Annotated in this window: 25 protein-coding genes and 1 riboswitch; of the genes, 16 read left to right on the forward strand and 9 right to left on the reverse strand. The window is 70.0% G+C overall.

What is annotated here, in order from left to right; all coding sequences use genetic code 11:
- Window positions 1–29: 29 nt before the first annotated feature.
- The gene (locus ACFVWW_RS32090) at window positions 30–656 is read right to left on the reverse strand and encodes a precorrin-8X methylmutase (RefSeq protein WP_384335151.1); all 627 of its coding nucleotides are present in this window, start codon (window positions 654–656) and stop codon (window positions 30–32) included.
- Window positions 657–676: 20 nt separating this feature from the next.
- Window positions 677–2,158: a precorrin-3B synthase gene (gene cobG, locus ACFVWW_RS32095; protein ID WP_386879240.1), complete on the reverse strand. Its 1,482-nt coding sequence runs from the start codon at window positions 2,156–2,158 to the stop codon at window positions 677–679.
- A 212-nt stretch (window positions 2,159–2,370) separates the two neighbouring features.
- Window positions 2,371–2,520: riboswitch (cobalamin riboswitch) on the forward strand.
- A 33-nt stretch (window positions 2,521–2,553) separates the two neighbouring features.
- On the opposite strand from cobG, the gene cobN reads away from it, so the two are divergent.
- Window positions 2,554–6,156 carry a cobaltochelatase subunit CobN gene (gene cobN / locus ACFVWW_RS32100; RefSeq protein ID WP_386879239.1) on the forward strand — a complete coding sequence of 1,201 codons (3,603 nt, stop codon included), beginning with the start codon at window positions 2,554–2,556 and terminating at the stop codon, window positions 6,154–6,156.
- A 39-nt stretch (window positions 6,157–6,195) separates the two neighbouring features.
- On the opposite strand, the gene ACFVWW_RS32105 is transcribed toward cobN, so the two are convergent.
- Both ACFVWW_RS32105 and ACFVWW_RS32110 read right to left on the reverse strand, forming a co-directional pair.
- Complete coding sequence (locus ACFVWW_RS32105; RefSeq protein ID WP_386879238.1) at window positions 6,196–7,098, reverse strand: serine hydrolase; 903 nt, start codon at window positions 7,096–7,098, stop codon at window positions 6,196–6,198.
- Window positions 7,095–8,039: a LysR family transcriptional regulator gene (locus tag ACFVWW_RS32110; protein WP_386879237.1), complete on the reverse strand. Its 945-nt coding sequence runs from the start codon at window positions 8,037–8,039 to the stop codon at window positions 7,095–7,097. The genes ACFVWW_RS32105 and ACFVWW_RS32110 overlap by 4 nt, the downstream gene beginning before the upstream one ends.
- Window positions 8,040–8,220: 181 nt before the next feature.
- Here ACFVWW_RS32110 and bla point away from each other — a divergent pair, with 181 nt between their 5' ends.
- Together bla and ACFVWW_RS32120 are read left to right on the forward strand one after the other, a co-directional pair.
- The gene (bla, locus tag ACFVWW_RS32115) at window positions 8,221–9,138 is read left to right on the forward strand and encodes a class A beta-lactamase (RefSeq protein ID WP_386879236.1); all 918 of its coding nucleotides are present in this window, start codon (window positions 8,221–8,223) and stop codon (window positions 9,136–9,138) included.
- Between the two features lie 738 nt (window positions 9,139–9,876).
- Entirely contained in the window at window positions 9,877–10,482 is a 606-nt protein-coding gene (locus ACFVWW_RS32120; RefSeq protein ID WP_386879235.1) for an HdeD family acid-resistance protein, read from the forward strand.
- Between the two features lie 76 nt (window positions 10,483–10,558).
- Here the strand turns inward: ACFVWW_RS32120 and ACFVWW_RS32125 are convergent, their stop codons facing one another.
- Window positions 10,559–11,119 (reverse strand): hypothetical protein, encoded by a 561-nt coding sequence (locus ACFVWW_RS32125; RefSeq protein ID WP_384185913.1) that lies wholly within the window; start codon window positions 11,117–11,119, stop codon window positions 10,559–10,561.
- Between the two features lie 116 nt (window positions 11,120–11,235).
- Here ACFVWW_RS32125 and hemL point away from each other — a divergent pair, with 116 nt between their 5' ends.
- The 7 genes from hemL to ccsB all read left to right on the forward strand — a co-directional run bounded on the left by hemL (window position 11,236) and on the right by ccsB (window position 19,060).
- Complete coding sequence (hemL, locus tag ACFVWW_RS32130) at window positions 11,236–12,609, forward strand: glutamate-1-semialdehyde 2,1-aminomutase (RefSeq protein WP_386879234.1); 1,374 nt, start codon at window positions 11,236–11,238, stop codon at window positions 12,607–12,609.
- Window positions 12,606–13,289, forward strand: coding sequence for a histidine phosphatase family protein (locus ACFVWW_RS32135; protein WP_384185910.1), 684 nt, complete (start codon window positions 12,606–12,608; stop codon window positions 13,287–13,289). The genes hemL and ACFVWW_RS32135 overlap by 4 nt, the downstream gene beginning before the upstream one ends.
- Window positions 13,290–13,457: 168 nt before the next feature.
- Window positions 13,458–14,711, forward strand: coding sequence for a hypothetical protein (locus ACFVWW_RS32140; protein WP_386879233.1), 1,254 nt, complete (start codon window positions 13,458–13,460; stop codon window positions 14,709–14,711).
- A 67-nt stretch (window positions 14,712–14,778) separates the two neighbouring features.
- A complete protein-coding gene (locus ACFVWW_RS32145; protein ID WP_384185906.1) occupies window positions 14,779–15,399 on the forward strand; it encodes a TlpA family protein disulfide reductase in 621 nt (206 codons plus the stop codon).
- 4 nt (window positions 15,400–15,403) lie between these two features.
- Window positions 15,404–16,168, forward strand: a complete 765-nt coding sequence (locus ACFVWW_RS32150) for a cytochrome c biogenesis CcdA family protein (RefSeq protein WP_384185904.1) — start codon at window positions 15,404–15,406, stop codon at window positions 16,166–16,168.
- Between the two features lie 4 nt (window positions 16,169–16,172).
- Window positions 16,173–17,972 (forward strand): cytochrome c biogenesis protein ResB, encoded by a 1,800-nt coding sequence (locus ACFVWW_RS32155; protein ID WP_386879232.1) that lies wholly within the window; start codon window positions 16,173–16,175, stop codon window positions 17,970–17,972.
- On the forward strand, window positions 17,969–19,060 hold the full coding sequence (gene ccsB, locus ACFVWW_RS32160) for a c-type cytochrome biogenesis protein CcsB (protein WP_384185899.1): 1,092 nt from the start codon (window positions 17,969–17,971) through the stop codon (window positions 19,058–19,060). The genes ACFVWW_RS32155 and ccsB overlap by 4 nt, the downstream gene beginning before the upstream one ends.
- Window positions 19,061–19,086: 26 nt before the next feature.
- Here ccsB and ACFVWW_RS32165 read toward each other — a convergent pair whose 3' ends face one another.
- A complete protein-coding gene (locus ACFVWW_RS32165) occupies window positions 19,087–19,569 on the reverse strand; it encodes a nucleoside deaminase (RefSeq protein WP_389680352.1) in 483 nt (160 codons plus the stop codon).
- A gap of 17 nt (window positions 19,570–19,586) precedes the next feature.
- A complete protein-coding gene (locus tag ACFVWW_RS32170) occupies window positions 19,587–20,075 on the reverse strand; it encodes a PLD nuclease N-terminal domain-containing protein (protein ID WP_384185894.1) in 489 nt (162 codons plus the stop codon).
- 86 nt (window positions 20,076–20,161) lie between these two features.
- Between ACFVWW_RS32170 and ACFVWW_RS32175 the strand changes: the two genes are divergently transcribed.
- Together ACFVWW_RS32175 and mqnP are read left to right on the forward strand one after the other, a co-directional pair.
- Window positions 20,162–21,613, forward strand: coding sequence for a menaquinone biosynthesis decarboxylase (locus ACFVWW_RS32175; protein WP_384185891.1), 1,452 nt, complete (start codon window positions 20,162–20,164; stop codon window positions 21,611–21,613).
- A complete protein-coding gene (gene mqnP / locus ACFVWW_RS32180; RefSeq protein WP_384335116.1) occupies window positions 21,610–22,512 on the forward strand; it encodes a menaquinone biosynthesis prenyltransferase MqnP in 903 nt (300 codons plus the stop codon). The genes ACFVWW_RS32175 and mqnP overlap by 4 nt, the downstream gene beginning before the upstream one ends.
- 43 nt (window positions 22,513–22,555) lie before the next feature.
- On the opposite strand, the gene ACFVWW_RS32185 is transcribed toward mqnP, so the two are convergent.
- Window positions 22,556–23,161 carry a rhomboid family intramembrane serine protease gene (locus ACFVWW_RS32185; protein WP_384185886.1) on the reverse strand — a complete coding sequence of 202 codons (606 nt, stop codon included), beginning with the start codon at window positions 23,159–23,161 and terminating at the stop codon, window positions 22,556–22,558.
- A 147-nt stretch (window positions 23,162–23,308) separates the two neighbouring features.
- Between ACFVWW_RS32185 and ACFVWW_RS32190 the strand changes: the two genes are divergently transcribed.
- Window positions 23,309–24,058 (forward strand): UbiX family flavin prenyltransferase, encoded by a 750-nt coding sequence (locus ACFVWW_RS32190; protein WP_384185883.1) that lies wholly within the window; start codon window positions 23,309–23,311, stop codon window positions 24,056–24,058.
- Between the two features lie 45 nt (window positions 24,059–24,103).
- Here the strand turns inward: ACFVWW_RS32190 and ACFVWW_RS32195 are convergent, their stop codons facing one another.
- Window positions 24,104–24,274, reverse strand: coding sequence for a hypothetical protein (locus tag ACFVWW_RS32195; RefSeq protein ID WP_384186028.1), 171 nt, complete (start codon window positions 24,272–24,274; stop codon window positions 24,104–24,106).
- 99 nt (window positions 24,275–24,373) lie between these two features.
- On the opposite strand from ACFVWW_RS32195, the gene ACFVWW_RS32200 reads away from it, so the two are divergent.
- From ACFVWW_RS32200 to ACFVWW_RS32210, 3 genes are all read left to right on the forward strand, one after another.
- Window positions 24,374–24,826, forward strand: a complete 453-nt coding sequence (locus ACFVWW_RS32200) for an Lrp/AsnC family transcriptional regulator (protein ID WP_384185880.1) — start codon at window positions 24,374–24,376, stop codon at window positions 24,824–24,826.
- Window positions 24,827–24,947: 121 nt separating this feature from the next.
- A complete protein-coding gene (mqnE, locus tag ACFVWW_RS32205) occupies window positions 24,948–26,111 on the forward strand; it encodes an aminofutalosine synthase MqnE (protein ID WP_384185877.1) in 1,164 nt (387 codons plus the stop codon).
- An 8-nt stretch (window positions 26,112–26,119) separates the two neighbouring features.
- Window positions 26,120–26,650 carry a GNAT family N-acetyltransferase gene (locus ACFVWW_RS32210; RefSeq protein WP_384185875.1) on the forward strand — a complete coding sequence of 177 codons (531 nt, stop codon included), beginning with the start codon at window positions 26,120–26,122 and terminating at the stop codon, window positions 26,648–26,650.
- Window positions 26,651–26,684 lie beyond the last annotated feature (34 nt).

Consider the following 26,684-nt stretch of genomic DNA (forward strand, 5'->3'; position numbering starts at 1 on the left):
CGAAGGCCCGGCCGTGGTGCTGTTCTCGCTCACTCTTCCTCGCTCGCTATGGCGTTGATGGCCGCCGCCGCGATGGCGCTGCCGCCCCGCCGTCCGCGTACGACCAGGTGCTCAAGCCCGGCGGGGTGGCCGGCGAGCGCGTCCTTGGACTCGGCGGCGCCGACGAAACCGACCGGCACACCGATGACGGCCGCCGGGCGCGGGGCGCCGTCCTCGATCATCTCCAGCAGCCGGAAGAGCGCGGTCGGGGCGTTGCCGACGGCCACCACCGCGCCCCCCATCCGGTCCCGCCACAACTCCAGGGCGGCGGCGCTGCGCGTCGTCCCCATCTCGGCGGCGAGTGCGGGGACCGCGGGGTCGGACAGGGTGCATACGACGTCGTTGTCCGCCGGCAGCCGCTTACGGGTGACACCGCTGGCGACCATGGCGACATCGCACAGGATCGGTGCGCCCGCGCGCAGGGCCTCGCGGGCGCTTGCCACCACGGCGGGCGTGAAGGCGAGGTCGCGCACCAGGTCGACCATGCCGCAGGCGTGGATCATCCGCACCGCGACCTGGGAGACGTCGGCGGGCAGCCCGGCGAGGTCCGCCTCGGCGCGGATCATGGCGAAGGACTGGCGGTATATGGCCGCGCCGTCCTTCTCGTAGTCGAACACTGTGGACACTGTGGTCTCGCTCATCTCGTCACTGGGGTGGTGCGTGCCGTCGTGGGTTTCCGGGCCGTCGCGACCGCTTCGGCGAGTTCTGGTCCTGTGGTGGCCCTGAGGAGATGTCCCCGCACCGAGATGTCGTAGCCGCCCTCGCCGGTCGCGACGACATCCACCCAGCTGCCCTGTGGATGGCCGCAGCGGCGGGCGCAGCCCGACCAGTAGACGGGCAGGTCACCGGGGTTGGTGGCGGGCAGGTCACCAGGGCCGGTGGCGGGCGGTCCGCCGGGGCCGGTGGCGGGCAGGTCACCGGGGCGGGCGGCCGTTACGGCTTCGGCCGCGTCCGCCCGTACATCCGTGAGTGCCTTCGCGCACCCGGGCCGGCCGGTGCAGGCGCCGACGTTGTGCCAGGGGGAGTGGGGGTCCGTGATCAGTCCGGCGGTGCGGAGGCGGTCCAGGAGGTCGTGGGCCGTGGCCGGGTCCAGGCCCGGCACGATCACTCCGCGCCAGGGGGTCACCCGCAGGGTGCGGTCGTTCGTCCCGCGCTCGCCTGCCGACAGCAGCAGCCGCCATTGCGCGACGCTCAGCCGTCCCAGCGGGGCGTACACGGACAGCGCCACGGTCCCGTCGGGGGAGTGGACCGGCCCCGGGACGGGCGGCCCGGCTTCCGGCCGCGCCACGTCCGCCCCGTACTCGGCGCGGTACTCGGCCCCGGGCTCCGCCCCGTACGCCGCCCCGGGCTCCGTCGCGTACTCCGCCCCGTACTCGGCCACCGGCTCCGTCGCGATCCCGGCCGTCGCCAGCCCCGTGGTCACCGCCGCGTCCAGCCCATGGCCCGCGGGCAACTCCCGTACCCGCCAGGCGCCCGAGCCGCTCGCCGCCGCCACCGTGAGGAAGGTCTCCGCCGCCAACAGAGCGGCGCGCGGGGCGTCGCCCGCGGAGACCCGCAGTCCTGACCCGTTCGCCCCGGTATGCAACACCGCTGTTCCGTCCGACTGTGCGAGCAACGTCACATCCGCGCCCAGGGCGGCCACATCACCGCGGCCGTCGTCCAGCGCGAACAGAAACCGCCCCGAGAGAGCCGTCGCGGCCTCGCTCGCGCACAGCAGCGCGTCCAGTTCCCGGGCCCACAACCGCACGTCCGCGCGGGGGATTCCGTCCAGTCCCGACAGGGGCGAAGCGATCACGTTCCGTACCCGCTCGTGCCGTTCCGAGGGCAGCAGGCCGGCCTCGTACAGCAGCTCCGCCAGCTCCCCGCCGCAGCTCTCGCCCAGCCCCCGCAGCTGGACGTTGCCCCGCGAGGTGATGTCCAGCCGGCCGTCGCCCAGCCGCTCGGCCGCCGTCGCCAGCGCCTCCGCCTGACGGTGCGTCAGGAGACCGGCGGGCAGCCGCAGTCGTGCCAGCCGGCCGTCGTCGGCGGCATGCAGCCGGAGCGCTCCTGGGCAGGCGTCACCGCGCTCCCGGACGGGAGCTTCGTCCCGGTTCACGGGTGTTGGCGAGGTAGGCGGCATGGCGGCGAGCATACCCACGTACTCCGACGCCCTCCCCGCCCGTTCCGGCCGCCGCCCGGCCGTCGGCTCCGGCCTCCGTTCAGCCTCCGCCCGGCCGTTCTCGCGCTGTTCGCCCGGCCTCCGCCCAGCTGTTCACCCGGCCCCCGCCCGGCTGTTCACCCCGGCCCCGTCCGGCCGTTCGCCCAGGCGCCCTCCCCGCCGTGACCTGCAGCACTTACTATGCAGACGACGGGTCTTCAGGCCCGTCACCGCCATAGACGGCGTCAGGGGAGGAAGCCCGGTGAGAATCCGGCGCGGTCCCGCCACTGTGAGCCCGGCAGCAGCCGGGTGAGCCAGGAACTCCCGCCGTCTTCCTACCGCCCGGGGCGCGGACCCCGAGGAAGGCGAGACGCCGCATGATCCTGCTCCTGTCGACGTCCGACACCGATCTGCTCAGCGCCCGTGCGGCGGGCGGCCCGGTCCCGTACCGGTTCGCCAACCCCGCCCGGCTCGCGCTCGACGAGCTGCCCGCGCTGCTGGAGGGCGCCGACCTCGTCGTCGTACGTCTCCTCGGCGGGCTGCGCGCCTGGCAGGACGGAATCGACCAGCTCCTCGCCGCCGACCGCCCCCTGGTGGTCCTCACCGGCGAACAGGCCCCCGACGCCCAGCTGATGGAAGCCTCCACGGTCCCCATCGGCATCGCCGCCGAGGCGCACGCCTATCTCGCCCACGGCGGTCCCGCCAACCTGGAGCAGCTTGCGCGGTTCCTCTCCGACACCGTCCTGCTGACCGGCCACGGCTTCGAGCCGCCCGCCGCCGCGCCCACCTGGGGACCGCTCCTACGCGCCCCCCGCCCGTTGGCGGGCGGCGGCCCGCTGATCGCGGTGCTCTACTACCGCGCCCATCACATGAGCGGCAACACCGCCTTCGTCGACGACCTGTGCTCCGCGATCGAGAGGGCCGGCGGCCGGGCCCTGCCGCTGTACGTGGCCTCCCTGCGCGCCCCCGAGCCCGAGCTGCTCGACGCGCTGCGCGCCGCCGACGCCCTCGTGACCACCGTGCTCGCCGCGGGCGGCACCAGGCCCGCCGAGGCCTCGGCGGGCGGCGACGACGAGTCCTGGGACGCGGGCGCCCTCGCCGCCCTCGGCGTACCGATTCTCCAGGCCCTGTGCCTGACCGGATCGCGCAGCGCCTGGGAGGAGAGCGACGAAGGTCTGTCGCCGCTGGACGCCGCGGGGCAGGTCGCCGTGCCGGAGTTCGACGGCCGGCTCATCACCGTCCCGTTCTCCTTCAAGGAGATCGACGAGGACGGTCTTCCGGCGTACGTCGCCGACCCCGAGCGGGCCGCGCGCGTCGCCGGGATCGCCGTACGGCACGCCCGTCTGCGCCATATCCCGAACCCGGAGAAGCGCCTCGCGCTGGTGCTGTCCGCGTACCCGACCAAGCACTCCCGGATCGGCAACGCCGTCGGTCTGGACACCCCGGCCAGCGCCGTCGCCCTGCTGCGCCGGCTCCGTACCGAGGGCTACGACTTCGGTACGGAAGAGGTCCCGGGCCTGGAGTCCGGCGACGGCGACGAGCTGATCTACGCGCTGATCGAGGCCGGCGGCCATGACCAGGAGTGGCTGACCGAGGAGCAGCTGGCCCGCAATCCGGTCCGTATCCCCGCCGCCGACTACCGCCGGTGGTACGCCCAACTGCCCGCCGCCCTGAGGGAGTCGGTGGAGCGGCACTGGGGGCCGCCGCCCGGCGAGATGTTCGTGGACCGGAGCCGTAATCCGGAAGGCGACATCGTCCTCGCGGCCCTGCGCCGTGGCAATCTGCTGATCCTGATCCAGCCGCCGCGTGGCTTCGGCGAGAACCCGATCGCGATCTACCACGATCCCGATCTGCCGCCCTCGCACCACTACTTGGCCGCGTACCGCTGGATCCAGGCCGGCCGCGAGGACGGCGGCTTCGGCGCCGACGCCATGATCCACCTCGGCAAGCACGGCAATCTGGAGTGGCTGCCCGGCAAGAACGCGGGTCTTTCCGCCGCGTGCGCCCCCGACGCGGCGCTCGGCGATCTGCCGCTGGTCTATCCCTTCCTCGTCAACGACCCGGGCGAGGGCACGCAGGCCAAACGGCGCGTGCACGCCACGCTCGTGGACCATCTCGTACCGCCGATGGCGCGCGCCGAGTCGTACGGCGACATCGCGCGTCTCGAACAGCTGCTCGACGAGTACGCGGCGATCTCGTCCATGGACCCGGCGAAGCTGCCCGCGATCCGCGCCCAGATCTGGACGCTGATCCAGGCGGCGAAGCTCGACCACGACCTCGGTCTCGAAGACCGCCCGGACGACGACGGGTTCGACGACTTCCTGCTGCACGTCGACGGCTGGCTGTGCGAGGTCAAGGACGCGCAGATCCGCGACGGACTGCACATCCTCGGCGGTGCGCCGACCGGGGACGCGCGCGTCAACCTGGTCCTGGCCATCCTGCGCGCCCGCCAGATCTGGGGCGGTACGACCTCCCTCCCCGGCCTGCGCGAAGCCCTGGGGCTCGACGAGTCGGCCGCCACCCGTACCACCGCCGACGAGGCCGAGGAGCAGGCCCGGGCGCTGGTGCAGGCGATGGAGGACGCGGACTGGGATCCGGCCGCCGTGCCGGGTGTGGCGGCCGGCCATGCGCGGGCCGTCGCCGACATCCTCGGCTTCGCGGCCCGCGAGGTCGTCCCGCGTCTCGCCGCCACGACGGACGAGATCGACCACGCCGTCCTCGCACTCAACGGCGGGTTCGTCCCGGCGGGCCCGTCGGGATCGCCGCTGCGCGGCCTGGTCAACGTCCTGCCGACCGGCCGTAACTTCTACTCCGTCGACCCCAAGGCCGTCCCGTCCCGGCTCGCCTGGGAGACCGGCCAGGCGCTCGCCGACTCCCTCCTGGAGCGCTACCGCACCGACAACGGCGACTGGCCGACCTCGGTCGGTCTCTCCCTGTGGGGTACGAGCGCGATGCGCACCTCGGGCGACGACATCGCGGAAGCCCTCGCCCTGCTGGGCATCCGGCCCGTCTGGGACGACGCCTCGCGCCGGGTCACCGGCCTGGAGCCCGTCGCGCTCGACGAGCTGGGCCGTCCCCGTATCGATGTCACCCTCCGCATCAGCGGTTTCTTCCGTGACGCCTTCCCGCACGCGATCGGCCTGCTGGACGACGCGGTCCGTCTCGCCGCCTCGCTGGACGAGCCCGCCGACGCCAACTTCGTCCGCGCGCACACGCAGGACGACCTGGCGGCGCACGGCGACGAACGCCGCGCCACCACCCGTATCTTCGGCTCCCGTCCGGGGACGTACGGCGCCGGAATCCTCCAGCTCATCGACAGCCGCGACTGGCGTACGGACGCCGACCTCGCCGAGGTGTACACGGTGTGGGGCGGCTACGCGTACGGCCGTGAACTCGACGGCCGGCCGGCCAGGGACGAGATGGAGACCGCGTACAAGCGCATCGCGGTCGCCGCCAAGAACACCGACACCCGCGAGCACGACATCGCGGACTCCGACGACTACTTCCAGTACCACGGCGGCATGGTCGCCACGGTCCGCGCCCTCAAGGGCACGGCTCCCGAGGCCTACATCGGCGACTCCACCCGCCCGGAGACGGTCCGCACGCGGACGCTGGTCGAGGAGACGTCCCGGGTCTTCCGCGCCCGCGTGGTCAACCCCCGCTGGATCGAGGCCATGCGCCGCCACGGCTACAAGGGCGCCTTCGAACTGGCCGCGACGGTCGACTACCTCTTCGGCTACGACGCGACGACGGGTGTGGTCGCCGACTGGATGTACGACAAGCTCACGGAGACCTACGTCCTGGACCCGGAGAACCGCGAGTTCCTCCAGCAGGCCAACCCCTGGGCCCTGCACGGCATCGCGGAACGCCTCCTGGAGGCGGAGTCCCGCGGCATGTGGGCCAAGCCGGATCCGGCGGTGCTGGACGCGCTGCGCAAGGTGTTCCTGGAGACGGAAGGCGACCTGGAGGGCGAAGGCTGACGCCGGGGGCCGGGCCCGTAGGGATGTGCTGGACGCGCTCTAAAGCTGCCGAAGGTGGTCACGGAGTCCCCGGGCGACCTGCGACATGAGGGCGTCCGCGCCGGGCTGGGTACTGGCCGGAACGAGTGACTCGGTCAGGACGGCGATGGCGAAGGCCTGACCGTCGGAGTGCTCGACGACACCGATTTCGTGGCGGAGGTTCAGGAGGGTGCCGGTCTTGGAGGACCAGGTGGTGGCGTCCGAGCTGAAGTCCGGGGCGAGCCGGTGCCGGAGCAGGTGGTGGGTCATGAGGCCGCGCACGCGCGCGGCCACTTCGGGGTGGACCGTCGACGGTGTCCACAGGGCCTGGAGCAGCTCGACGTAGGAGCGCGCGCTGCCGGTGTTGGCGCGGGTGGTGTCGAGCTGAGGCACCCGATGTCCGCCGCCGCTGGTGCCGGCGTCGATGGCGAGGGCGTGGGCGAGATGGGCCTGTGCGGCGTCGAAGCGTTCCACGGGGGTGTCGGACAGCTCGCGCATGGTGTGCCGGACGGTGATGCCGCGGAGGCCGAGTTCGTGGAGGATACCGGCGACCTGGGCGGGCGGGGTCAGGTCGAACAGCGCGTCGGCGGCCGTTCCGTCACTCACGCAGGTGCTCAAGTAGAGCAGGTCGTCGATGGCGAGCCGGGCGGGGTGGCGGAACCGGCTCAGCCCGGTGGGGCCGGGCGTGGTGATCCGCCCGGGTCGCACGTCGAGCATCGTCGCTCCGTCGAGCTCGCCCCGTCGGATGCGCTCCGCTGTCGCCAGCGCGAGGGGGACCTTGACCAGGGAGGCGGCGGGCAGCTGGGTGTCCGGCTCGATCCCCAGCTCTTCTCCCGTGTGCAGATCGCGTACGAGCAGGCACCCGTGCAGGCCGCCGTCGCGCAGCTGCCGGCGCATGTCACGGAGCAGTATCTCGGCGTTCACGCGGCCGCGCCTCCCGCGTTTTCGTTGGCTTTGGCTTGGGCGCCTGCTTGGGTGCTTGCTTGGGCGTCCGCTTGGGCGTCCGTACCGAGGCAGCGGGCGATGGCGTCGCCCAGGCGGGTCTCGATGTGCTGTGGATTGCCGTCTGCGGAGGCGGCGAGGGCGAACCCGCGGCTGAGCGTGATCTCACCGATGGGCCGCCAGTTCAGGGCGAGTTCCTCGGCCTGTGCGGGGGAGCACAGCAGCAGGTCGCGGGTGCAGAGGACTTCCGCCGCGGCGGTCGTCAGGTCGGCCGCGGCGAGCTGCGCGGGCCGCAGGCCCACCGCGTCGCGCAGGCGCGTCAGCGGGTCGCGGATGTGCGGCACGTCATCTTCCGGCTGGATCCAGATACGGCGGGCCGGGCCGGGGGAGGCTCGTCCGATCCGCAGCGTTTCGAGGTGGACGCGCCTCATGCCGGGATCCTGGGCACCGGCGAGCCCGAGCGGCACGGACCACGTCGCCTCGTTCGGCGGCGCCGCGAGCAAGGCGGCACGCACCTGCTGCGCGTGGAGGAGCTCGGTGCGCTGCGCCGGCGCGGCGAGGCGGAGATCGAGGGTGACACCGTGCCCGCGTGCCTCGGCGACGAGCCGGGCGAGACCGGCCGTGGAACAGATGGCGGGCACCGCGAGCCGCCACGGCTTGCGCTGGGCGACTTCCGCCTCGTGCAGCAGCACATCGGCCGCCTGTACGAGCTGTCTGGCCACCGGCAGCATGTCCCGGCCGAAGGGGGTGAGGACGACCCGCCGCGATGTGCGCTCGATCAACTGCTCGCCGAGGCGTTCCTCCAGGGCGGCGACGCGACGGCTGGCCACCGACTGCGACATCCGGGCAGCGGCCGCTCCGACGGTGAAACTGCCGTGCTCGCTGACGCTGACAAACGCGCGACACGCTCCCACCAGATCCACGGCCCGACTCTATGCCTCTATGCCGGATCGGCATGAAGCGGCGCATGAGCGCATTGGACCGCATCGTCGCCCGAAGGCGAGGGTGGTCCTCCCGGCACTCATGACCACGCACCGGGATGGGGCGGTGTCACCCCATCCCCTCATACGCCCTGCGTGCGGGGCGCCCCGGAGGTTTGGACCCATGCCGTACACCCGTGCCCGGCGCGCCGCTCTCGGCGGACTTGCCACGCTCGCCCTCGTCCCACTCGCGGCCTGCGGCCAGGCCGGTTCCCCGGCCCCGGCCCCGTCGTCGTCTCCGTCCGCCGCGGCGGCGAAGCCGTTCGCCCGCGAGTTCAAGGAACTTGAACGCAGGTTCGACGCCCGGCTGGGCGTCTACGCCATCGACACCGGCACCGGGCGCGAGGTGGCCTACAACGACGGCGAGCGATTTGCCTACGCCTCCACGTTCAAGGCACTGGCCGCCGGCGCGGTGCTGCGCACGTACTCCCTGAGCGGGATGGACCAGGTGATCAAATACTCCAGGAACGATCTGATCGCCCACTCTCCCGTAACCGAAAAGCACGTAGAGACCGGAATGACCCTGAGCGAGCTGTGTGACGCCGCCGTCCGCTTCAGCGACAACACCGCGGCCAACCTGCTGTTCGACGCGCTCGGCGGCCCCAAGGGCCTCGACGCCGTACTCGAAGAGATCGGCGACGACACCACCCAAATGGAGCGCCGCGAGCCCGAACTGAGCCGATGGACCCCAGGCGACACCCGCGACACGAGCACGCCCCGCGCCCTGGCCAAGGACCTACGCACGTTCGTCCTCGGAGACGTACTCGGCAAGGCCGAACGCGCACAGCTCACACAGTGGCTGCGCACCAACACCACCGGAGCCGAACTCATCAGGGCCGGCACACCCAAGGACTGGCTGGTCGGCGACAAAACAGGAACCGGCAGCACCTACGGCGCCCGCAACGACATCGCCGTGCTCTGGCCCCCCGACACCGCCCCCATCGTGCTGGCGATCATGTCGAACCGCACCAAAGAGGACGCCGACTACGACAACAAACTGATCGCGGAAGCAGCATCCGTGGTAGCCAAGACCCTGTCCTAACGGCATCCACCCACCCCAGACCGCGCGCACCGTCCACTCCCACCCACTCCCCCCGCGACGAAGCAAGCCCCCCACCTGCGCGGGGACCACAAGGCGCTGACCGAGAAGCGGAGGCTGGGGAACGGACCACCCCCGCCTGCGCGGGGAGTGCTCTCTACGACCTGCGGCTTTCGCAGGGGTAACGAAGGCTGGCCTTCTGACGGGTTGTCACCGCCAATGCCCTCGGTGGGTTTTTCTTGCGGGGCAGTTGGTGGCGACGCGCAATGCCGGGGCGCGGCACCCCCATGAGTCGCTTGTCGGTCGGTCCCCCAGAAGATACGGAGGTGGCGCCGGCTGCGCGGCTTGCGTGCCGCGTGTGGATCGTCACGCCGACCTGGGCCTGGGAAACGGTCCGGCCGTGTTCGCGTAGCGGATGTCGCCCGCGCGGTCGACTCACTCACGCCAGGTGGTCGGCGATCCGCCGTCGGCCGCTCGGTGCGTCACTCGAACGGCGGCGTTGCCGGATGGTTGCCCTATTCGACCGAGGGCCCGGGGCACCTGCGTTCGTCCCCCTCCGGACGTGGCCACTACGCGCACTGCTCACTTCAGGGCGGCGGCCGAGGAGGCGGAGGCCGAGTGCCCGGTCGGTCGGGCACTCGCGCCGCCTTGGCGGCTCTTGCCGTGCGGGGGTGTCCGTTGCGGCGGAGGATGGTCGCATCCGTACGTCTCCGGGCCTGTCCGCGAAAGGCGGGGTGTGTCATGACCCTTCACGCCGGCGAAGTACCGGGCGGTGCCCTCGGCGCCCTCGGCCAGTCCGCCTGGAAGGTCCTCCTCGCCGCCGGGATCGCCGCGATTGCGCTGGGTGTCTTCGTCCTCGCCTGGCCGGGGGAGACGCTGCTGGTGGTTGGCGTCCTGTTCGGTATCTACCTCTTGGCCAGCGGCATCCTGCAACTGGCCGCCGCCTTCGGCTCACACGTGCCGGGCGGTATGCGGGCGCTGCACTTCATCACCGGGGCGCTGAGCGTGTTGCTCGGGCTGATCTGCTTCCGCGGGGAGGCCGAGTCCTTGCTGCTGCTGGCCCTGTGGATCGGATTCGGCTGGCTGTTGCGCGGGATCATGTTGGTGACCGTGGCGGTCTCGACCGAGGGGCTGCCTGCCCGCGGCTGGCAGCTCTTCTTCGGCGCCCTCACCATCGTGGCGGGCGTCGTGCTGATCGTGTCCCCATTCGGTTCGCTCGCCGTCCTCACCCTGGTCTCCGGCGTGTGGCTGGTCGTCCTCGGTGCGGCCGAGCTGGTCCACGCCTTCCGCGTCAGATCCCTGACGGGCCACCGACCCCCCGATGAGAGCAAGCTAACCACACACTGAGGCCTGCGGTGGCGCGGTCGAGCAGCGGGAACTCGTGCCAGGAGCAGCGAGAGCAGCAGCAGGAGCAGCAGCTCGGTCAGGGCCAGACCAGGCAGTACGGCTGGTGGCCGGCGTCGTGCAGGCGGTGGCTGAAGTCCTGCCACTCGTGGAGCAGTTGGTAGACGTTGAACGCGTCGCGCGGGCCGCCGCGGTCCGGGACCGTCGACCATATGAAGGCCGCCGCGCCGACCGATTCCTCGCCCACGTCGCGCAGGGGGTCGACGACCGTCATGGGGAGTTTGACCACCGCGTAGTCGGGGTGGAGGACGACCAGTTCCAGCGGGGGGACCTTGTACAGGGGCATGCCCTGTATGCCCGTGAGGACCATCGCGGCTATCGTCTCGGGCTTGATCTTGGTGAACATGCCGCCCATGCCCAGCTCGTCGCCGCCCAGCTCCTCCGGGCGCATGGATATGGGGACGCGCGCGGCTGTGGCGCCGTCGGGCGCGCCGAAGTATTTGTACGTCACCCCCACCCGGCCACCACTCCTGCTCCCCGTGGGCTGCTCCCGGGCCTCGTGTCTCCGGTGCTTCCCCCGCCGGGCAGGCTCGGGACCGAGGTCATCGGTCCCCTCGCCCAGTCCGCCACCGCGATGCATATCTCCACCCGACCACTCGCAGCCACGGCCGCGCAACCCGATCATCGTGACAGTGACCTCCCCCACGAACGTGCGGTGAAACACCTGTCCGCAAGAACGTCCGAGGCTCTGACACCATGGATTCCGTGAGCTTCCCCTATGACGCCCCAGTTTCGCAGACGCTTTTCGACCGCGCGGCCCTCGTGACGCCCGGCGGCGTGAACTCTCCTGTCCGTGCCTTCCACGCGGTGGGCGGTACGCCCCGGTTCATGGTGTCCGGTAACGGTCCATACCTCATCGATGCGGACGGTCGCGAATATGTCGACCTCGTATGTTCTTGGGGGCCGATGATTCTCGGTCATTCCCACCCGGATGTCATCGAAGCGGTCCAGGCGGCGGTCGCCCGCGGTACGTCCTTCGGTACGCCGGGTGAGGGCGAGGTCGCGCTCGCCGAGGAGATCGTGGCCAGGATCGCCCCCGTCGAGCAGGTACGGCTCGTGTCGTCCGGCACCGAGGCGACCATGTCCGCGATCCGGCTCGCCCGTGGATTTACCGGGCGCGCGAAGGTCGTGAAGTTCGCCGGCTGCTACCACGGTCATGTCGACGCTCTGCTCGCCGCGGCCGGCTCCGGCGTCGCGACCTTCGGGCTGCCGGACACCCCGGGCGTCACCGGCGCGCAGGCCGGCGACACGATCGTCCTGCCGTACAACGATCTGGACGCCGTACGGCAGGCCTTCGCCGCGCACCCCGGCGAGATCGCGTGTGTGATCACCGAGGCGTCGCCGGGCAACATGGGCGTCGTACCGCCGGGGGACGGCTTCAACGCCGGGCTCAAGGAGATCTGCGCCGCCGACGGCGCGCTGTTCATCTCCGACGAGGTGATGACCGGCTTCCGTACGTCGAAGGCCGGCTGGTACGGCATCGACGGCGTCGCGCCCGACCTGATGACCTTCGGCAAGGTCATGGGAGGCGGCTTCCCGGCCGCCGCGTTCGGCGGCCGTGCCGACATCATGGGCCGGCTCGCCCCGGCGGGGCCCGTCTACCAGGCCGGCACGCTCTCCGGGAACCCGGTCGCCACCGCCGCGGGCCTCGCGCAGCTGCGGCTGCTCGACGACGCCGCGTACGAGAAGATCGACGCCGTCTCGCGGCAGATCCAGGGGCTGGTGACCGAGGCGCTCAGCAAGGAGGGCGTCGCTCACCGCGTCCAGGCGGCGAGCAATATGTTCTCCGTCTTCTTCACGGCCGACGAGGTCCGCGACTACGCGGGCGCCAAGAAGCAGCAGTCCTTCCGCTTCACCGCGTTCTTCCACTCGATGCTCGCCGACGGGGTGTATCTGCCGCCGTCGTCCTTCGAGTCCTGGTTCGTCTCCACCGCCCACGACGAGCGCGCGATCGAGCGGATCGCCGCCGCACTGCCGGCGGCCGCCCGCGCCGCTGCCGAAGCCACGGACCCAGACACTGATCCCGGCACGGACCCCGACACGGATCCCGACACGGAGAGCGCCGCATGAGCGACCAGAGCGAACTGACCGTCGTCCACCTCATGCGCCACGGCGAGGTCGACAACCCCGACGGTGTCCTCTACGGCCGCCGCCCCGGGTACCACCTCTCCGAGCTGGGCCGGCAGATGGCCGACCGCGTCGCCGAGCATCTCGCGGACCGTGACATCACTCACGTCGTCGCCTCTCCGCTGGAGCGCGCCCAGGAGACCGCGGCCCCTCTCGCCAAGACCCACGGTCTGACCCTCGACACCGACGACCGGCTGATCGAGGCCGCGAACATCTTCGAGGGCAAGAACTTCGGGGTCGGCGACGGCGCGCTGCGCAAGCCCGCCAACTGGAAGCACCTCACCAACCCCTTCCGGCCGTCCTGGGGTGAGCCGTACATCGACCAGGTCGTACGGATGATGGGCGCCCTGAGCGCCGCGCGCGACGCGGCCCGTGGTCATGAGGCGGTCTGCGTCAGCCATCAGCTGCCGATCTGGATCGTGCGGAGCTTCGTCGAACGGCGCAGGCTCTGGCACGATCCGCGCCGGCGGCAGTGCACGCTCGCGTCGCTGACCAGCTTCACCTATCAGGGCGACAAGATCGTCTCCGTCGGCTACTCCGAGCCGGCCCGCGATCTCGTCCCCGCTCATCTCCTCGCCGGTGCCAAGCCGGTGAAGGGCGGAGCCAAGGCATTCGGCGCCTGAACACCCCTGGGCTCAGGCCGCGTTGACGGGTTCTGTCACATCTGCCGTTACAGAAGTAAAGATATGACAATTCCTGGAACCTGTGTGTTCGGCACGTCATCCCACCTGTTGCCGCTTGTAAGACTCGTATGAGCGGCAGGCGGACGAGCGAGCGCAGATGGGAACTGTATGCGGCACATCAGCCGAAGGGGTCTGCTCGGAGCCGGAATTGGGGCCGCGGCCGTGATGGGAATCGCGGGCTGCGGCACCACCGGACAGGGCGGGCCACACCGGTCGGAGGTCGGCAAGGGCGGAGGTAACGGCGAAGGCGCGACGGGCAGTGCCCGTCCCACAGGCAAAGAGGTCCGGCTCATCGGGGACGGTTCCACCTCCGACACAGGAAAACAGCCGCACCAGCCGCCCCCGCCCGTCCCGCTCGAACCCGGCCAGACCCCGCCGCAGTTCGTGGTCTTCTCCTGGGACGGTGCGGGCGAGGTCGGCAACGGCCTCTTTCCGCGCTTCCTCGACGTCGCCAGGGACCATGGCGCGGCGATGACGTTCTTTCTCTCCGGCGTCTATCTGCTGCCCGAATCGAAGAAAACGCTCTACCGGCCGCCGAACAATCGCGTCGGTGCTTCCGACATCGGCTACCTCACCGACGACCACATCAAGGAAACCCTCAAGAACGTCCGTCAGGCATGGCTGGACGGCCATGAGATCGGCACGCACTTCAACGGGCACTTCTGCGGCGGCTCCGGCTCGGTGGACCACTGGACCCCGGAGCAGTGGCGCGACGAGATCGACCAGGCTGTGTCCTTCGTCACCGAGTGGCGTACGAACAGCGGCTGGACCGACCTCGATCCGCTGCCCTTCGACTACCGCAAGGAACTGATCGGCGGCCGTACGCCCTGCCTGCTCGGCCAGGACAAGCTGCTGCCGACCGCGAGGAAGCTCGGCTGGCGCTATGACGCCAGTTCCCCCGGCGGCACCCAGAAGTGGCCGGACAAGCTGCAGGGCATCTGGAATCTTCCGCTCCAGGGCGTCCCCTTCCCCGGGCACACCTTCGAAGTCCTCTCCATGGACTACAACATGCTCGCCAATCAGTCACAGAATTCGACCAGGGGAATTCCCTCGCGTTATCCCGGCTGGCGTAAGCAGGCCACCGGCGCTTATCTCGCCGGTTTTCATCGGGCATACGAATCGAATCGCGCGCCGTTCTTCATCGGAAATCACTTCGAGCAGTGGAACGGCGGGATTTATATGGACGCCGTCGAGGAAGCGCTGAAGGGCATGGCGGCCAAGAAAGACGTACGGCTGGTGTCGTTCCGCCAGTTCACCGACTGGCTCGATGTCCAGGACCCCGCCGTACTCGCCAAGCTCCGTACCCTGGAGGTCGGACAGTCCCCGGCCGGCGGTTGGAACGCTTTCTTTAAGGCGGCCTGACAAGGGGCTATCCGGGCATCGAGGGGGGTGCGCAAGATCCCCGAAACGCCCATGCGAAACTTTTCACATGAACTCAGGCCGCTCTTCCCGACGCCGCTCGGACCGCCGACTCCGCGCCGTTCTGCCGGTCACGGTCGTCGCGGCGGGGCTGGCGCTCTCGGCGTGCACCGGCGGTGGCACATCGGGCGGCGGTGGGGACACCAACTTCGTGACGAACACCGGTGGCATCTCCACCGTCGCGAAGGCCGACCGCAAGCCGGTGAACGAGATCGCGGGGCAGACCCTCGACGGCGAGAAGCTCGCGATCGGTGACCTCAAGGGCAAGATCGTCGTGCTGAACGTCTGGGGCTCGTGGTGCGGGCCCTGCCGCGCCGAGGTGCCGCACCTGGTGAAGGTCGCCAAGGAGACCGAGTCCAAGGGCGTGGCGTTCGTCGGGATCAACACCCGGGACGGGAACAAGGGCAACGCGCTCGCGTTCGAGAAGGACTTCGCTGTCAGCTTCCCGAGTCTGTACGACCCGGTGGGCAAGCTCATCGTCAGCGGTTTCCCCAAGGGCACTCTCAATCCGCAGGCCGTCCCCTCCACGATCGTGCTCGACCGGGACGGGAAGATCGCGGCCCGCGCGCTGAAGGCGCTCGACGCGGAGGCCCTGCGCACGATGATCGACCCGCTGATCGCGGAGAAGTGATCCCGTGCAGGTTCTCGCCGCGACCCCCGGCATCGAGGAGACGGTCCGCAGTGGAGCGCTGCTGCTCGCGCTGCCGATCGCGCTGCTGGGCGGGCTGGTCTCCTTCTTCTCCCCCTGCGTACTGCCGCTCGTGCCCGGCTATCTCTCGTACGTGACCGGCGTCACCGGCACCGATCTCGCCGAGGCCAGACGGGGCCGGATGGCCGTCGGTGCCACGCTGTTCGTGATCGGCTTCACCGCGGTCTTCGTCTCGGGCGGGGCGCTCTTCGGCTACTTCGGCTCGACGCTCCAGGAGTACCGGGAGACCCTCTCCAAGGTGCTCGGCGTACTGATGATCCTCATGGGGGTGTTCTTCATGGGGAAGATGCCCTGGCTCACCCAGCGTGAGTTCCGCCTCCACAAGCGTCCGGTGACCGGCCTCGCGGGCGCCCCTGTCCTGGGCGCGCTCTTCGGAATCGGCTGGACGCCGTGTCTCGGTCCGACCATCTCCGCCGTGAACGGACTCGCGTTCGAACAGGCGAGCGCCGGCCGAGGGGCCATACTGACCGTCGCGTACTGCCTCGGCCTCGGCGTGCCGTTCGTGCTCGCGGCGGTGGCCTTCCGCAAGACGCTGGGTGCCTTCGGCTGGGTCAAGCGCCATTACGTCTGGGTGATGCGGATCGGCGGCGGCATGATGATCGCGACCGGTCTGCTGCTGCTGACCGGCGCGTGGGACGGCATCGTGCAGGAGATGCAGTCGTGGTCCAACGGCTTCACGGTGGGGATCTAGTTCCATGAGCAAGGCGTCCATGAGCAGGGCTTCCACGAACGAGACAGAGACCGGCGGCACGGCGGAGGCAGCCGCGGCCGACGGAGCCGCCCCCGAGACCGGGGACGCCTCCGAGACCCGGGACGCCTCCGAGACGCGGGACGCCCGCGACGCCCGGGAGCTGGGCGACGCCGGGGCGCAGCTCTCCACCGCTCCCCGTGAGGAGACCGCCATCGGCGGCCCCACCCTCGGGATCGTCGGCTGGATCCGCTGGTTCTGGCGGCAGCTCACCTCCATGCGCATCGCGCTGATCCTCCTCTTCCTGCTCTCCCTCGGCTCCATCCCCGGTTCGCTGATCCCGCAGGCCGGCGTCGACGAGCTCAAGGTGCAGGACTTCAAGGACCGGCATCAGACACTCGCGCCGATCTACGACACCTTCCAGCTCTTCCACGTCTACAGCTCGGTGTGGTTCTCCGCGATCTACATCCTGCTGTTCGTCTCCCTCATCGGCTGTATCGTCCCGCGCACCTGGCAGTTCGTCGGCCAGCTGCGCGGCCGCCCGCCGGGGGCGCCCAAGCGGCTCACCCGGCTGCCCGTGTACACCACCTGGCGCACCACGGCCGAGCCCGAGGCCGCCCGCGAGGCGGCGCTCGCGATGCTGAAGAAGCGCCGCTTCCGTGCCCATACCGTCGGCGACGCGGTCGCCGCCGAGAAGGGCTACCTCCGCGAGGCCGGCAACCTGTTCTTCCATATCGCGCTGATCGTGATGCTGGTGGCCTTCGCCACCGGACAGCTCTTCAAGTCCGAGGGCGGCAAGCTGATCGTCGAGGGCGACGGCTTCTCCAACACCCTCACGCAGTACGACGACTTCAAGTCCGGCTCCCTGTTCGACCTGGACGATCTCGGCCCCTTCAGCTTCACCCTCGACGAATTCGTCGGGACCTACGAGCGCAGCGGGCCGCAGCTGGGCACCCCCCGCACTTTCCGGGCCGACATCCGCTACACCACGGACGCCGGCGGCAAGGAACGTAAGGCGGCCATCGAGGTCAACAAGCCCCTGAGCGTCAACGGCTCGAAGGTCTATCTGATCTCGCACGGGTACGCCCCTGTCGTCACCGTCAGGGACGGCCGCGGCCAGGAGGTCTTCAAGGGCGCGGTCCCGCTGCTGCCCATCGACAACAACGTCTCGTCCACGGGCGCCATCAAGGTGATGGACGGCTACCGCGACAAGAACGGCAAGCGGGACCAGCTGGGCTTCGCCGCGTTCTTCGTGCCGACCTACGGCGGGAAGGGCTCGGGGCAGATGTTCTCGCGGTTCCCCGCGCTGGACTTCCCGGTGCTCAATGTGGGCGCGTACCACGGCAGTCTGGGCGTCGACTCGGGGCTGCCGCAGAACGTGTACCAGCTGAACACCGACAAGATGAAGGCATTCAAGGACGCCAAGGGCAATGTCCTGAAGAAGACCCTGCTGCCGGGCGACAAGCTCACGCTGCCGGACGGCGCCGGCTCGATCACCTTCGAGAAGGACGTCAAGGAGTGGGCGAGCTTCCAGATCTCGCAGCAGCCCGGTAACTCCTGGGCCCTCACCGGTGCGATCGTCGCCATCGCGGGCCTCGCCGGTTCGCTCTTCATCCAGCGGCGCCGGGTCTGGGTCCGGGCCGTGCGGGGCGCCGACGGCGTCACCGTCGTCGAGATGGCGGGACTCGGCCGCAGCGAGTCCGCCAAACTCCCTGAGGAACTGGCCGATCTGGCCATCACCCTCAATTCAGAGGCGCCCACCGCGCCTGATCCCGCAGAAGAGACTGTCGAAGGGGCTGAGAAGTGAATCTCGCCGCCGCAGCAACCAATGAGAGCCTGGCACAGACCAGCAATGTGCTGATCTATTCGTCCATGGCCGTCTACATGCTGGCCTTCTTCGCCCATATCGCCGAGTGGCTGTTCGGCAGCCGCAGCAAGGTCGCCAGGACCGCGGCGGCCCTCACCGGTGACGGCGAGGCGTCCACCGCGGGTTCGGTGAAGGTCCAGGTCGCCCAGAAGGACGGCGGCACGGCCGTCCTGGAGCGGCCGAAGATCATCACCCGCTCCGCGGCCGGCTCGCGCGACCTCCCGGACGGCCCCGGCGCGCACGGTGGTGACGCGCAGGGCGATCTGTACGGCCGGGTGGCTGTGTCCCTCACGGTCCTCGCCTTCGCCATCGAGGCGGCCGGTGTGGTCGCCCGCGCGATGTCCGTGCAGCGGGCGCCGTGGGGCAACATGTACGAATTCAGCATCACCTTCTCCACCGTGGCCGTCGGGGTGTATCTCACGCTGCTCGCGCTGAAGAAGAACGTCCGCTGGATGGGGCTGCCGCTCGTCACCACGGTCCTCCTCGATCTCGGGCTCGCTGTCACTGTCTTGTACACCGACAGTGACCAATTGGTTCCCGCCCTTCACTCGTACTGGTTGTGGATCCACGTCTCCACCGCGATCTTCTGCGGCGCGGTCTTCTACGTCGGCGCGGTCTCCACGCTGCTGTACCTCTTCCGTGAGCGGTACGAGTCCAACCTCACCGCCGGCCGCGAGCCCGGCTCCTTCGCCACCTCCGTCATGGAGCGGCTCCCCGCGTCCGCGACGCTCGACAAGTTCGCGTACCGCGTCAACGCCGCCGTCTTCCCGCTCTGGACGTTCACGATCATCGCGGGCGCGATCTGGGCGGGCGACGCCTGGGGCCGCTACTGGGGCTGGGATCCCAAGGAGGTCTGGTCCTTCATCACCTGGGTGGCATACGCCTGCTATCTGCACGCCCGCGCCACCGCCGGCTGGAAGGGCCGCAAGGCCGCGTATCTGGCGCTGATCGCCTTCGGCTGCTGGCTGTTCAACTACTACGGCGTGAACATCTTCGTCAACGGCAAGCACTCCTACGCGGGCGTGTGACGCGCGGCCGTACAGACCCGCCTCCGTCAGTCCTGGCCGATGTCCTCGTTCCACAGCTCCGGGCGGTCCGCGATGAAGGCCCGCATGAGGGCAGCGCACTCGGGGTCGTCGAGCAGCACGATCTCCACACCGTGCTCCGCCAGCCAGTCGTGACCGCCGTGGAAGGTCTCCGCCTCGCCGATCACCACCCGGGAGATCCCGAACTGCCTGACCAGGCCGCTGCAGTACCAGCACGGTGAGAGCGTCGTCACCATGGTCGTACCCCGGTACGAGCGCTGCCGCCCGGCCGCGCGGAAGGCGGACGTCTCGGCGTGCAGGGACGGATCACCGTCCTGGACACGGCGGTTGTGACCCCGGCCGAGCAGCGTCCCGTCCGCGCCGTACAGCGCCGCGCCGATCGGAATCCCGCCCTCGGCCAGCCCGGCCCGCGCCTCGGCGACGGCGGTCGCCAGCCATTCCCGTGCCCGTGCCGCGTCCAAGGGGAAGCGGTCCATGGGCGAGTGGTCCATGCGGCGGCCCCGGGGATTCAGGGCTTCGGAGGGGTGTCGTCCGCGGCGTCGCCGCCCTTCTCGCGGCGCTCGATCTCCTCTTCGCGCCGCCGCAGATCCGCTTCCCACTGCTCCAGATGAGAGGCCGCTTCCTGGTCGTCGCGCGGCGAGGCGGAGGGCGAGGAGGAAGGCGAGGCACCCGGTGTGCCGGTGGGCGTGTCGCCCCGAACGCCCTTGCCGTCGTCGCTCTTCCTGCCGGTTCCCTTGCTGTCCTGGTCATCCTTGAGGGAGTTGAGGAAGTCCGGGTTGTCGTCGGGCGCGACCCATCCGCCGCGGCGCACCGCCGTCGTACGGTCCCGGCCCGCGATCAGCCAGGAGATGGAACCGACCAGCGGAAAGAGCAGCACCAGAATCGCCCAGATGGGCTTGGGGAGATAGCGGATCTCCTTCTCATCGGTGGTGATGCAGTCGATGAAGGCGTAGATGCTGAGAGCCAACGGCACCAGAATCATCAGCACCCGAAGCATGGAGGTCCCCCTGCATGTGGAGATCGAGGCCGGTTCAACGGCCCCCGTGACAAGTCCAGGGTAGCGAGTGGCCGATACTGGACCGCATGGCTTACGACGATCTCCGCTCACTCCTCCGGGCGCTGGAGCGCGAGGGTGACCTCAAGCGCATCAAGGCCGAAGTCGACCCGTATCTGGAGGTCGGGGAGATCGTCGACCGGGTGAACAAGGCCGGCGGGCCCGCGCTGCTCTTCGAGAATGTCAGGGGCTCCGCCATGCCGCTGGCCATGAATGTGTACGGCACCGACCGCCGGCTGCTCAAGGCGCTCGGCCTCACGTCGTACAGCGAGATCAGCGAGAAGATCGGCGGTCTGCTCAAGCCCGAGCTGCCGCAGGGCTTCATGGGGATGCGCGAGGCCTTCGGCAAGCTCGGCGCGATGGCGCACGTACCGCCGAAGAAGATCAAGGACGCACCGGTCCAGGAGGTGGTCCTCACCGGGGACGACGTGGATCTCGACCAGCTGCCCGCGCTGTTCACCTGGCCGGAGGACGGCGGGTCCTTCTTCAACCTCGGTCTGACGCACACCAAGCACCCGGAGACCGGCGTCCGCAATCTCGGGCTCTACCGGCTCCAGCGCCATGACCGGCGCACCATCGGGATGCACTGGCAGATCCACAAGGACAGCCGCAACCACTACCAGGTGGCCGCGAAGCGCGGGGAACGGCTGCCGGTCGCCATCGCGTTCGGGTGTCCGCCGGCCGTGACGTACGCCTCCACCGCGCCGCTGCCCGGCGACATCGACGAGTACCTCTTCGCGGGCTTCGTACAGGGCCGGCGGATCGAGATGGTCGACTGCAAGACCGTGCCCCTTCAGGTGCCGGCCAACGCCGAGGTCGTCATCGAAGGGTGGCTGGAGCCGGGGAAGACGCTCCCCGAGGGCCCGTTCGGGGACCACACCGGCTTCTACACACCGCAGGAGCCGTTCCCTGCGCTCACCATCGACTGCGTGACGATGCGGAAGCGGCCGCTGCTCCAGTCGATCGTGGTCGGCAGGCCGCCGACGGAGGACGGACCGCTGGGACGGGCGACGGAACGGTTCTTCCTGCCGCTGCTGAAGATCATCGTGCCGGACATCGTGGACTACCACCTGCCGGAGTCGGGCGGCTTCCACAACTGTGCGATCGTCTCGATCGACAAGAAGTACCCGAAGCACGCGCAGAAGGTCATGCACGCCATCTGGGGCGCGCACATGATGTCGCTGACCAAGCTGATCGTGGTCGTCGACGCGGACTGCGATGTCCACGATCTGCACGAGGTGTCCTGGCGGGCGCTGGGCAACACCGACTACGCGCGCGACCTCACCGTCGTAGAGGGGCCGGTCGACCATCTCGACCACTCCTCCTACCAGCAGTTCTGGGGCGGCAAGGCGGGGATCGACGCGACGAGGAAGCTCCCCGAGGAGGGGTACACCCGGGACGGCGGCTGGCCGGAGATGGTCGAGTCCGACCCGGAGACGGCGGCGAAAGTCGACCGCCGGTGGAGGGAGTACGGGCTGTGACCAGCGCCGCCGCAGCAGTACCGCAGCCGGGCCGCACCAAGGCCTTCCTGCGGCTCGTGATGATCGAGCACTCGGTCTTCGCGCTGCCCTTCGCCTATATCGCCGCGCTCACCGCGATGTTCCAGGACGACGGGAACATCCACTGGGTCCGGCTGCTGCTGGTCACGATCGCCATGGTCGGGCTGCGTACGTTCGCGATGGCCTGCAACCGCATCATCGACCGCGAGATCGACGCCCGTAATCCGCGCACCGCGGGACGCGAGTTGGTGACGGGCGCGGTGTCGGTGCGGTCCGCGTGGACGGGCGCGCTGGTCGCCGTTGTCGTCTTCCTCGCGGCCGCCGCGGCGCTCAACCCGCTCTGTCTCGCCCTCGCGCCCATCGCGGTGATCCCGATGGTGGTCTATCCGTACGGGAAGAGGTTCACCAACTTCCCGCACGCCATCCTCGGCCTCGCCCAGGCCATAGGCCCGGTCGGTGCCTGGATCGCGGTCACGGGGCAGTGGTCCTGGGACGCGGTGATCCTGGGCTTCGCCGTCGGGATCTGGATCGGCGGCTTCGATCTGATCTTCGCCTGCCAGGACGTCAAGGCGGACCGCGCGCAGGGGGTGCTGTCCGTGCCGGCCCGCTTCGGCATCCCGGCCGCGCTGTACGGGGCGCGCGCGTCCCATGTCGTGACCACGATCCTGCTCGTCTGGTACGCGCTGGCCACCGGCGCCGGGGTGTTCTTCTGGGCCGGGCTGGTGATTGTCGTGGGGGCCTTCCTCTACGAGCACACGATCGTGAAGCCGCACGATCTGTCCCGCCTCAACCGGGCGTTCTTCAGCGTGAACGGCTTCATCGGGATCGCGCTGTTCGCGTGCGCGCTGCTCGACCTCCTGGTGCGCGGCCTGACGGTCTGACACTCCGGTCGGGGGCGGGGGACCATCGGCCGGGTCGCCGCGGTCAGGGTATGAGCGCGGCCGCGGGCCGCTTCCTGCGGAAGAGGAACGCCGCGAGCACCCCGCCGATCAGTCCGAACAGATGGCCCTGCCAGCTGATGGCCGGGTTGGTGGGCAGGACGCCCCAGAGGGCGGAGCCGTAGACCGCGAGGACCAGCAGGCCGACCACGATGTCCACCGCGCTGCGGTTCGCGAAACCACGGACCAGCAGATAGCCCAGCAGGCCGAAGACGACGCCCGAGGCGCCCGCCGTTATCGAGTGGTCGGCGGCGGTGAGCCAGACGCCGAGACCGCCGACGACCATGATCGTGAGGACCACGGCCGCGAAGCGGCGGACGCCGCTCAGCGCGGCGAGGAATCCGAGGATCAGCAGCGGCACGGTGTTGGACGCGAGATGGTCGAAGCCGTGGTGCAGGAACGCCATCGGGATGACATCGCGCAGCTCGCCGAACCGCCGTGGGCTCAGCCCGTAGGTGTCGAGTGCGCCGGTCGCGGTGTTGACCACTTCCAGCACCCAGAGCAGCGCGACCCAGCCGGTCATCACGGCTGCGGCCGTCTTCACCCGGCCGGTCCTGCTCTGCGCCGTCGGGTTGACGGTCGGATACGACATCGAAGCCCCCTGCGGTCCGTGGCAGCACCTGGATGGACGTGCTGGAGCGATACGCGGCAGCCGTGGCCGTCCACATGCTCCCGTGCGGGGAACGTCCGGGGCACGGTCGCCGGTTCCTGCCCGGGGCCGCCGGATAGGCTCGGACGCGTGAAGCCCGGACAGTACGCAGACCAGCAGAGCCCGCGACAGCCGCGGCGGCCCTGGGTCGTCGGTGTTTCCGGCGCCTCCGGGACGCCGTATGCCGCTGCCGTGCTGCGGGGGCTGCTGGACGCCGGCGAGAGCGTCGATCTCGTGGTCAGCCGGGCGTCGCGGCTGACCCTGCTCGACGAGACGGGGATCGCCTTCCGTGACGCGTACTGGCGGGACGATCTGCGTACCTGGCTGGCGCGGGGCGCGGACGGCAAGCCGGACACCTTCACCCCGCACCTGCCGGCAGAGACAGATACGGCGGAGGCGGCGGATACGGGGGAGGGGGCGGCGGACGTACGGCACTGGGGCGCCGGCGATCTGGCCGCCGGGCCGTCCTCGGGGTCGTACCCGGTCAAGGGGATGCTGATCGTGCCCGCGTCCACGGCGTGCGTGGCGGGGGTCGCGCTCGGTCTGTCGAAGGATCTGCTGCAACGGGCGGCGAGCGTGACGCTCAAGGAGCGGCGCCCGCTGGTGGTCGCGGTGCGGGAGACGCCGCTGAACGGGCAGACGCTCAAGCATCTGGTGACGCTGGACGAGGCGGGCGCCGTGGTGCTGCCCGCCTCTCCGGCGTTCTACGCGGGGGCGACGCACATCCAGGATCTGGTGGACTTCGTCGCGGGGCGGGTGCTGGACGCGGCGGGGGTGCCGCACCGGCTGTACCGCCGTTGGGAGGGAGAGTTGGGGGGCTCTCGCGGTGATGAGAGGTGACAGGCCTGACGGATGGGTCGGAACCCGTGCCGTCCGACGCGCCGGTCAGCGCTTCTTGGCGCGGCGCGTGGGTCGGTTGGCCTGGTCGACGCGCTGTGCGGCGGCCGGCTGGTGGGCACGCGAGCGGTTGGCCAGCTCCTGCAGCGAGCGCATATGGGCGTAGGCCATCTCGATCGTGTACACGGTGAAGTCCACTCCTGACAGTCGATGAATCATCGTTGATCGTTTGAAAGATTCGCAGGGCTTCAATCCTGCATGCCTTAGATTCTACACGTAAACTTGCGAGATCGCTGAATAATGGAAGGCTTCAGGACTATGGACGCCGTGGATAGGCAGCTCATCCAGGCCCTCAGAGAGAACGGCAGGGCCTCGTACGCCGAACTCGGCCGGCTCGTCGGGCTCTCGGGGCCCAGCGTCACCGATCGCATCAACCGTCTCGAAGCGGCCGGCGTCATCACCGGCTACCGCGCCACGGTCGACTCGGCCTCGCTCGGCCTCGGGGTCACGGCGCTGATCGGCATCTCGCTCTCCGACGCCGCCGACCACGAGGACGTGGCCCGCCGGATGCGCGATCTCGGGGAGATCGAGGACTGCTGGTTCATCGCGGGCGACGACTCGTACATGCTCAAGGTGCGGGCGAGCGATGTGGACGGTCTGGAGAAGACGATCGGCCGGCTGAGCGGCACGAAGGGCGTCTCCCGGACCCGTACGACCATCGTGCTCTCCACCAAGTGGGAGGACCGGGTCGGGGAGTTGCCCGAGGAGTGACGGGACCGCTCCCCGGGCGGCGGACCGGCGGCCGGCGGACCGGAGGGCCGCGTCGGTTCCGTCCGCCGGGGGGCGTAGGCTCGACAGGCCCGATTGGTAGACGTAGGGGAGGCGGCCGGATATGGACGCGGGGCTCAAGCGCGAGCTGGAGGAAAAGGTCCGGGCCGGGGAGCGGCTGTCCCGCGAGGACGGCATCGCCCTCTACGCGTCGGACGACCTGGCCTGGCTCGGCGGTCTCGCCCACGAGGTGCGGACGCGCAAGAACGGCGACGTCGTGCACTTCAACGTCAACCGTCATCTCAATATGACGAACGTGTGCACCGCGTCCTGCGCGTACTGCTCCTTCCAGCGCAAGCCGGGCGAGAAGGACGCGTACACGATGCGCATCGAGGAGGCCGTCCGCCTCGCCAAGGCGATGGAGGGCGAGAGCCTCACCGAGCTGCACATCGTCAACGGCCTCCACCCGACGCTGCCGTGGCGCTACTACCCGCGCTCGCTCAGCGCGCTGAAGGAGGCCCTCCCGCAGGTCTCCCTCAAGGCGTTCACCGCCACCGAGATCCACCACTTCGAGACGATCTCGGGGCTGTCGGCCTCCGAGATCCTCGACGAGCTGATCGAGGCCGGTCTGGAATCGCTGACCGGCGGCGGCGCCGAGATCTTCGACTGGGAGGTCCGGCAGCACATCGTCGACCACAACACCCACTGGGAAGACTGGTCGCGCATCCACCGGCTCGCGCACGCGAAGGGGCTCAAGACCCCGGCGACGATGCTGTACGGGCATATCGAGGAGCCCCGCCACCGCGTCGACCACGTACTGCGGCTGCGTGAACTGCAGGACGAGACCGGCGGGTTCCAGGTCTTCATCCCGCTGCGCTACCAGCACGACTTCGTGGACATGAAGGACGGCAAGATCCGTAACCGCCTTCAGGCCCGTACGACGATGGCCACGGGCGCGGAGGCGCTGAAGACCTTCGCGGTCTCCCGGCTGCTCTTCGACAACGTCCCGCACGTCAAGGTGTTCTGGGTGATGCACGGCGTCCAGACCGCCCAACTCGCGCTGCAGCACGGCGCGGACGACATGGACGGCTCGGTCGTCGAGTACAAGATCACGCACGACGCGGACAACTACGGCACGCCCAACAAGCTCGGCCGTGACGATCTGCTCGACCTCATCCGCGACGCGGGCTTCCGGCCCGTGGAGCGGAACACCCGTTACGAGATCATCCGCGAGTACCCGGGGCCGGACGCCGGCCGCCGCGAGTCCCCGCAGCCGATGCGGGTCTGAGGATCGGCGTGGCGCTCATATTCGAACTGGATCCGGCGGTGGACCGCGCCCTGAGCGACGGCATCGTCGCCCTCTGGGTGGACGTGTCCAACGCCGACGGCGCCGTCGGATTCGTACCGCCGGTGACGGCCGACGACATCCGGCCCGAGGTGATCAAGCACCTCGCGGCCATGGCCGACGGCCACTGCCGGCTGCTGGTCGGGTACGACGAGGAGGGCGCCGTCGCCGCGACGGCGTTCCTCACGTTCAACACCCACCGGCTGATGCGGCACTGGCTCTGGCTCTACACCGTGATGGTCCACCCCGGCCATCAGGGCCAGGGGTACGGTCGCGACCTCATGGCGGCGGCCGCGGAGGCCGCCTGCGGCTTCGAGGGCATCGAGGCGATCCGGCTCACCTGCCGCGGCGGCACGGGCGTGGACAGGTTCTATGCCTCGTGCGGCTACAAGGAGGTCGGGCGCGTGCCCGACGCGATCCGCGTCGCCCCGGGTGACGACCGCGACGACATCACGATGCTGCTCCCCCTTAATCAGTACTGAACGGGGCGTGCTTCACTGTTCGGGCACGCCAGGA

Source organism: Streptomyces sp. NPDC058198 (assembly GCF_042882605.1).
Taxonomy (GTDB): domain Bacteria; phylum Actinomycetota; class Actinomycetes; order Streptomycetales; family Streptomycetaceae; genus Streptomyces.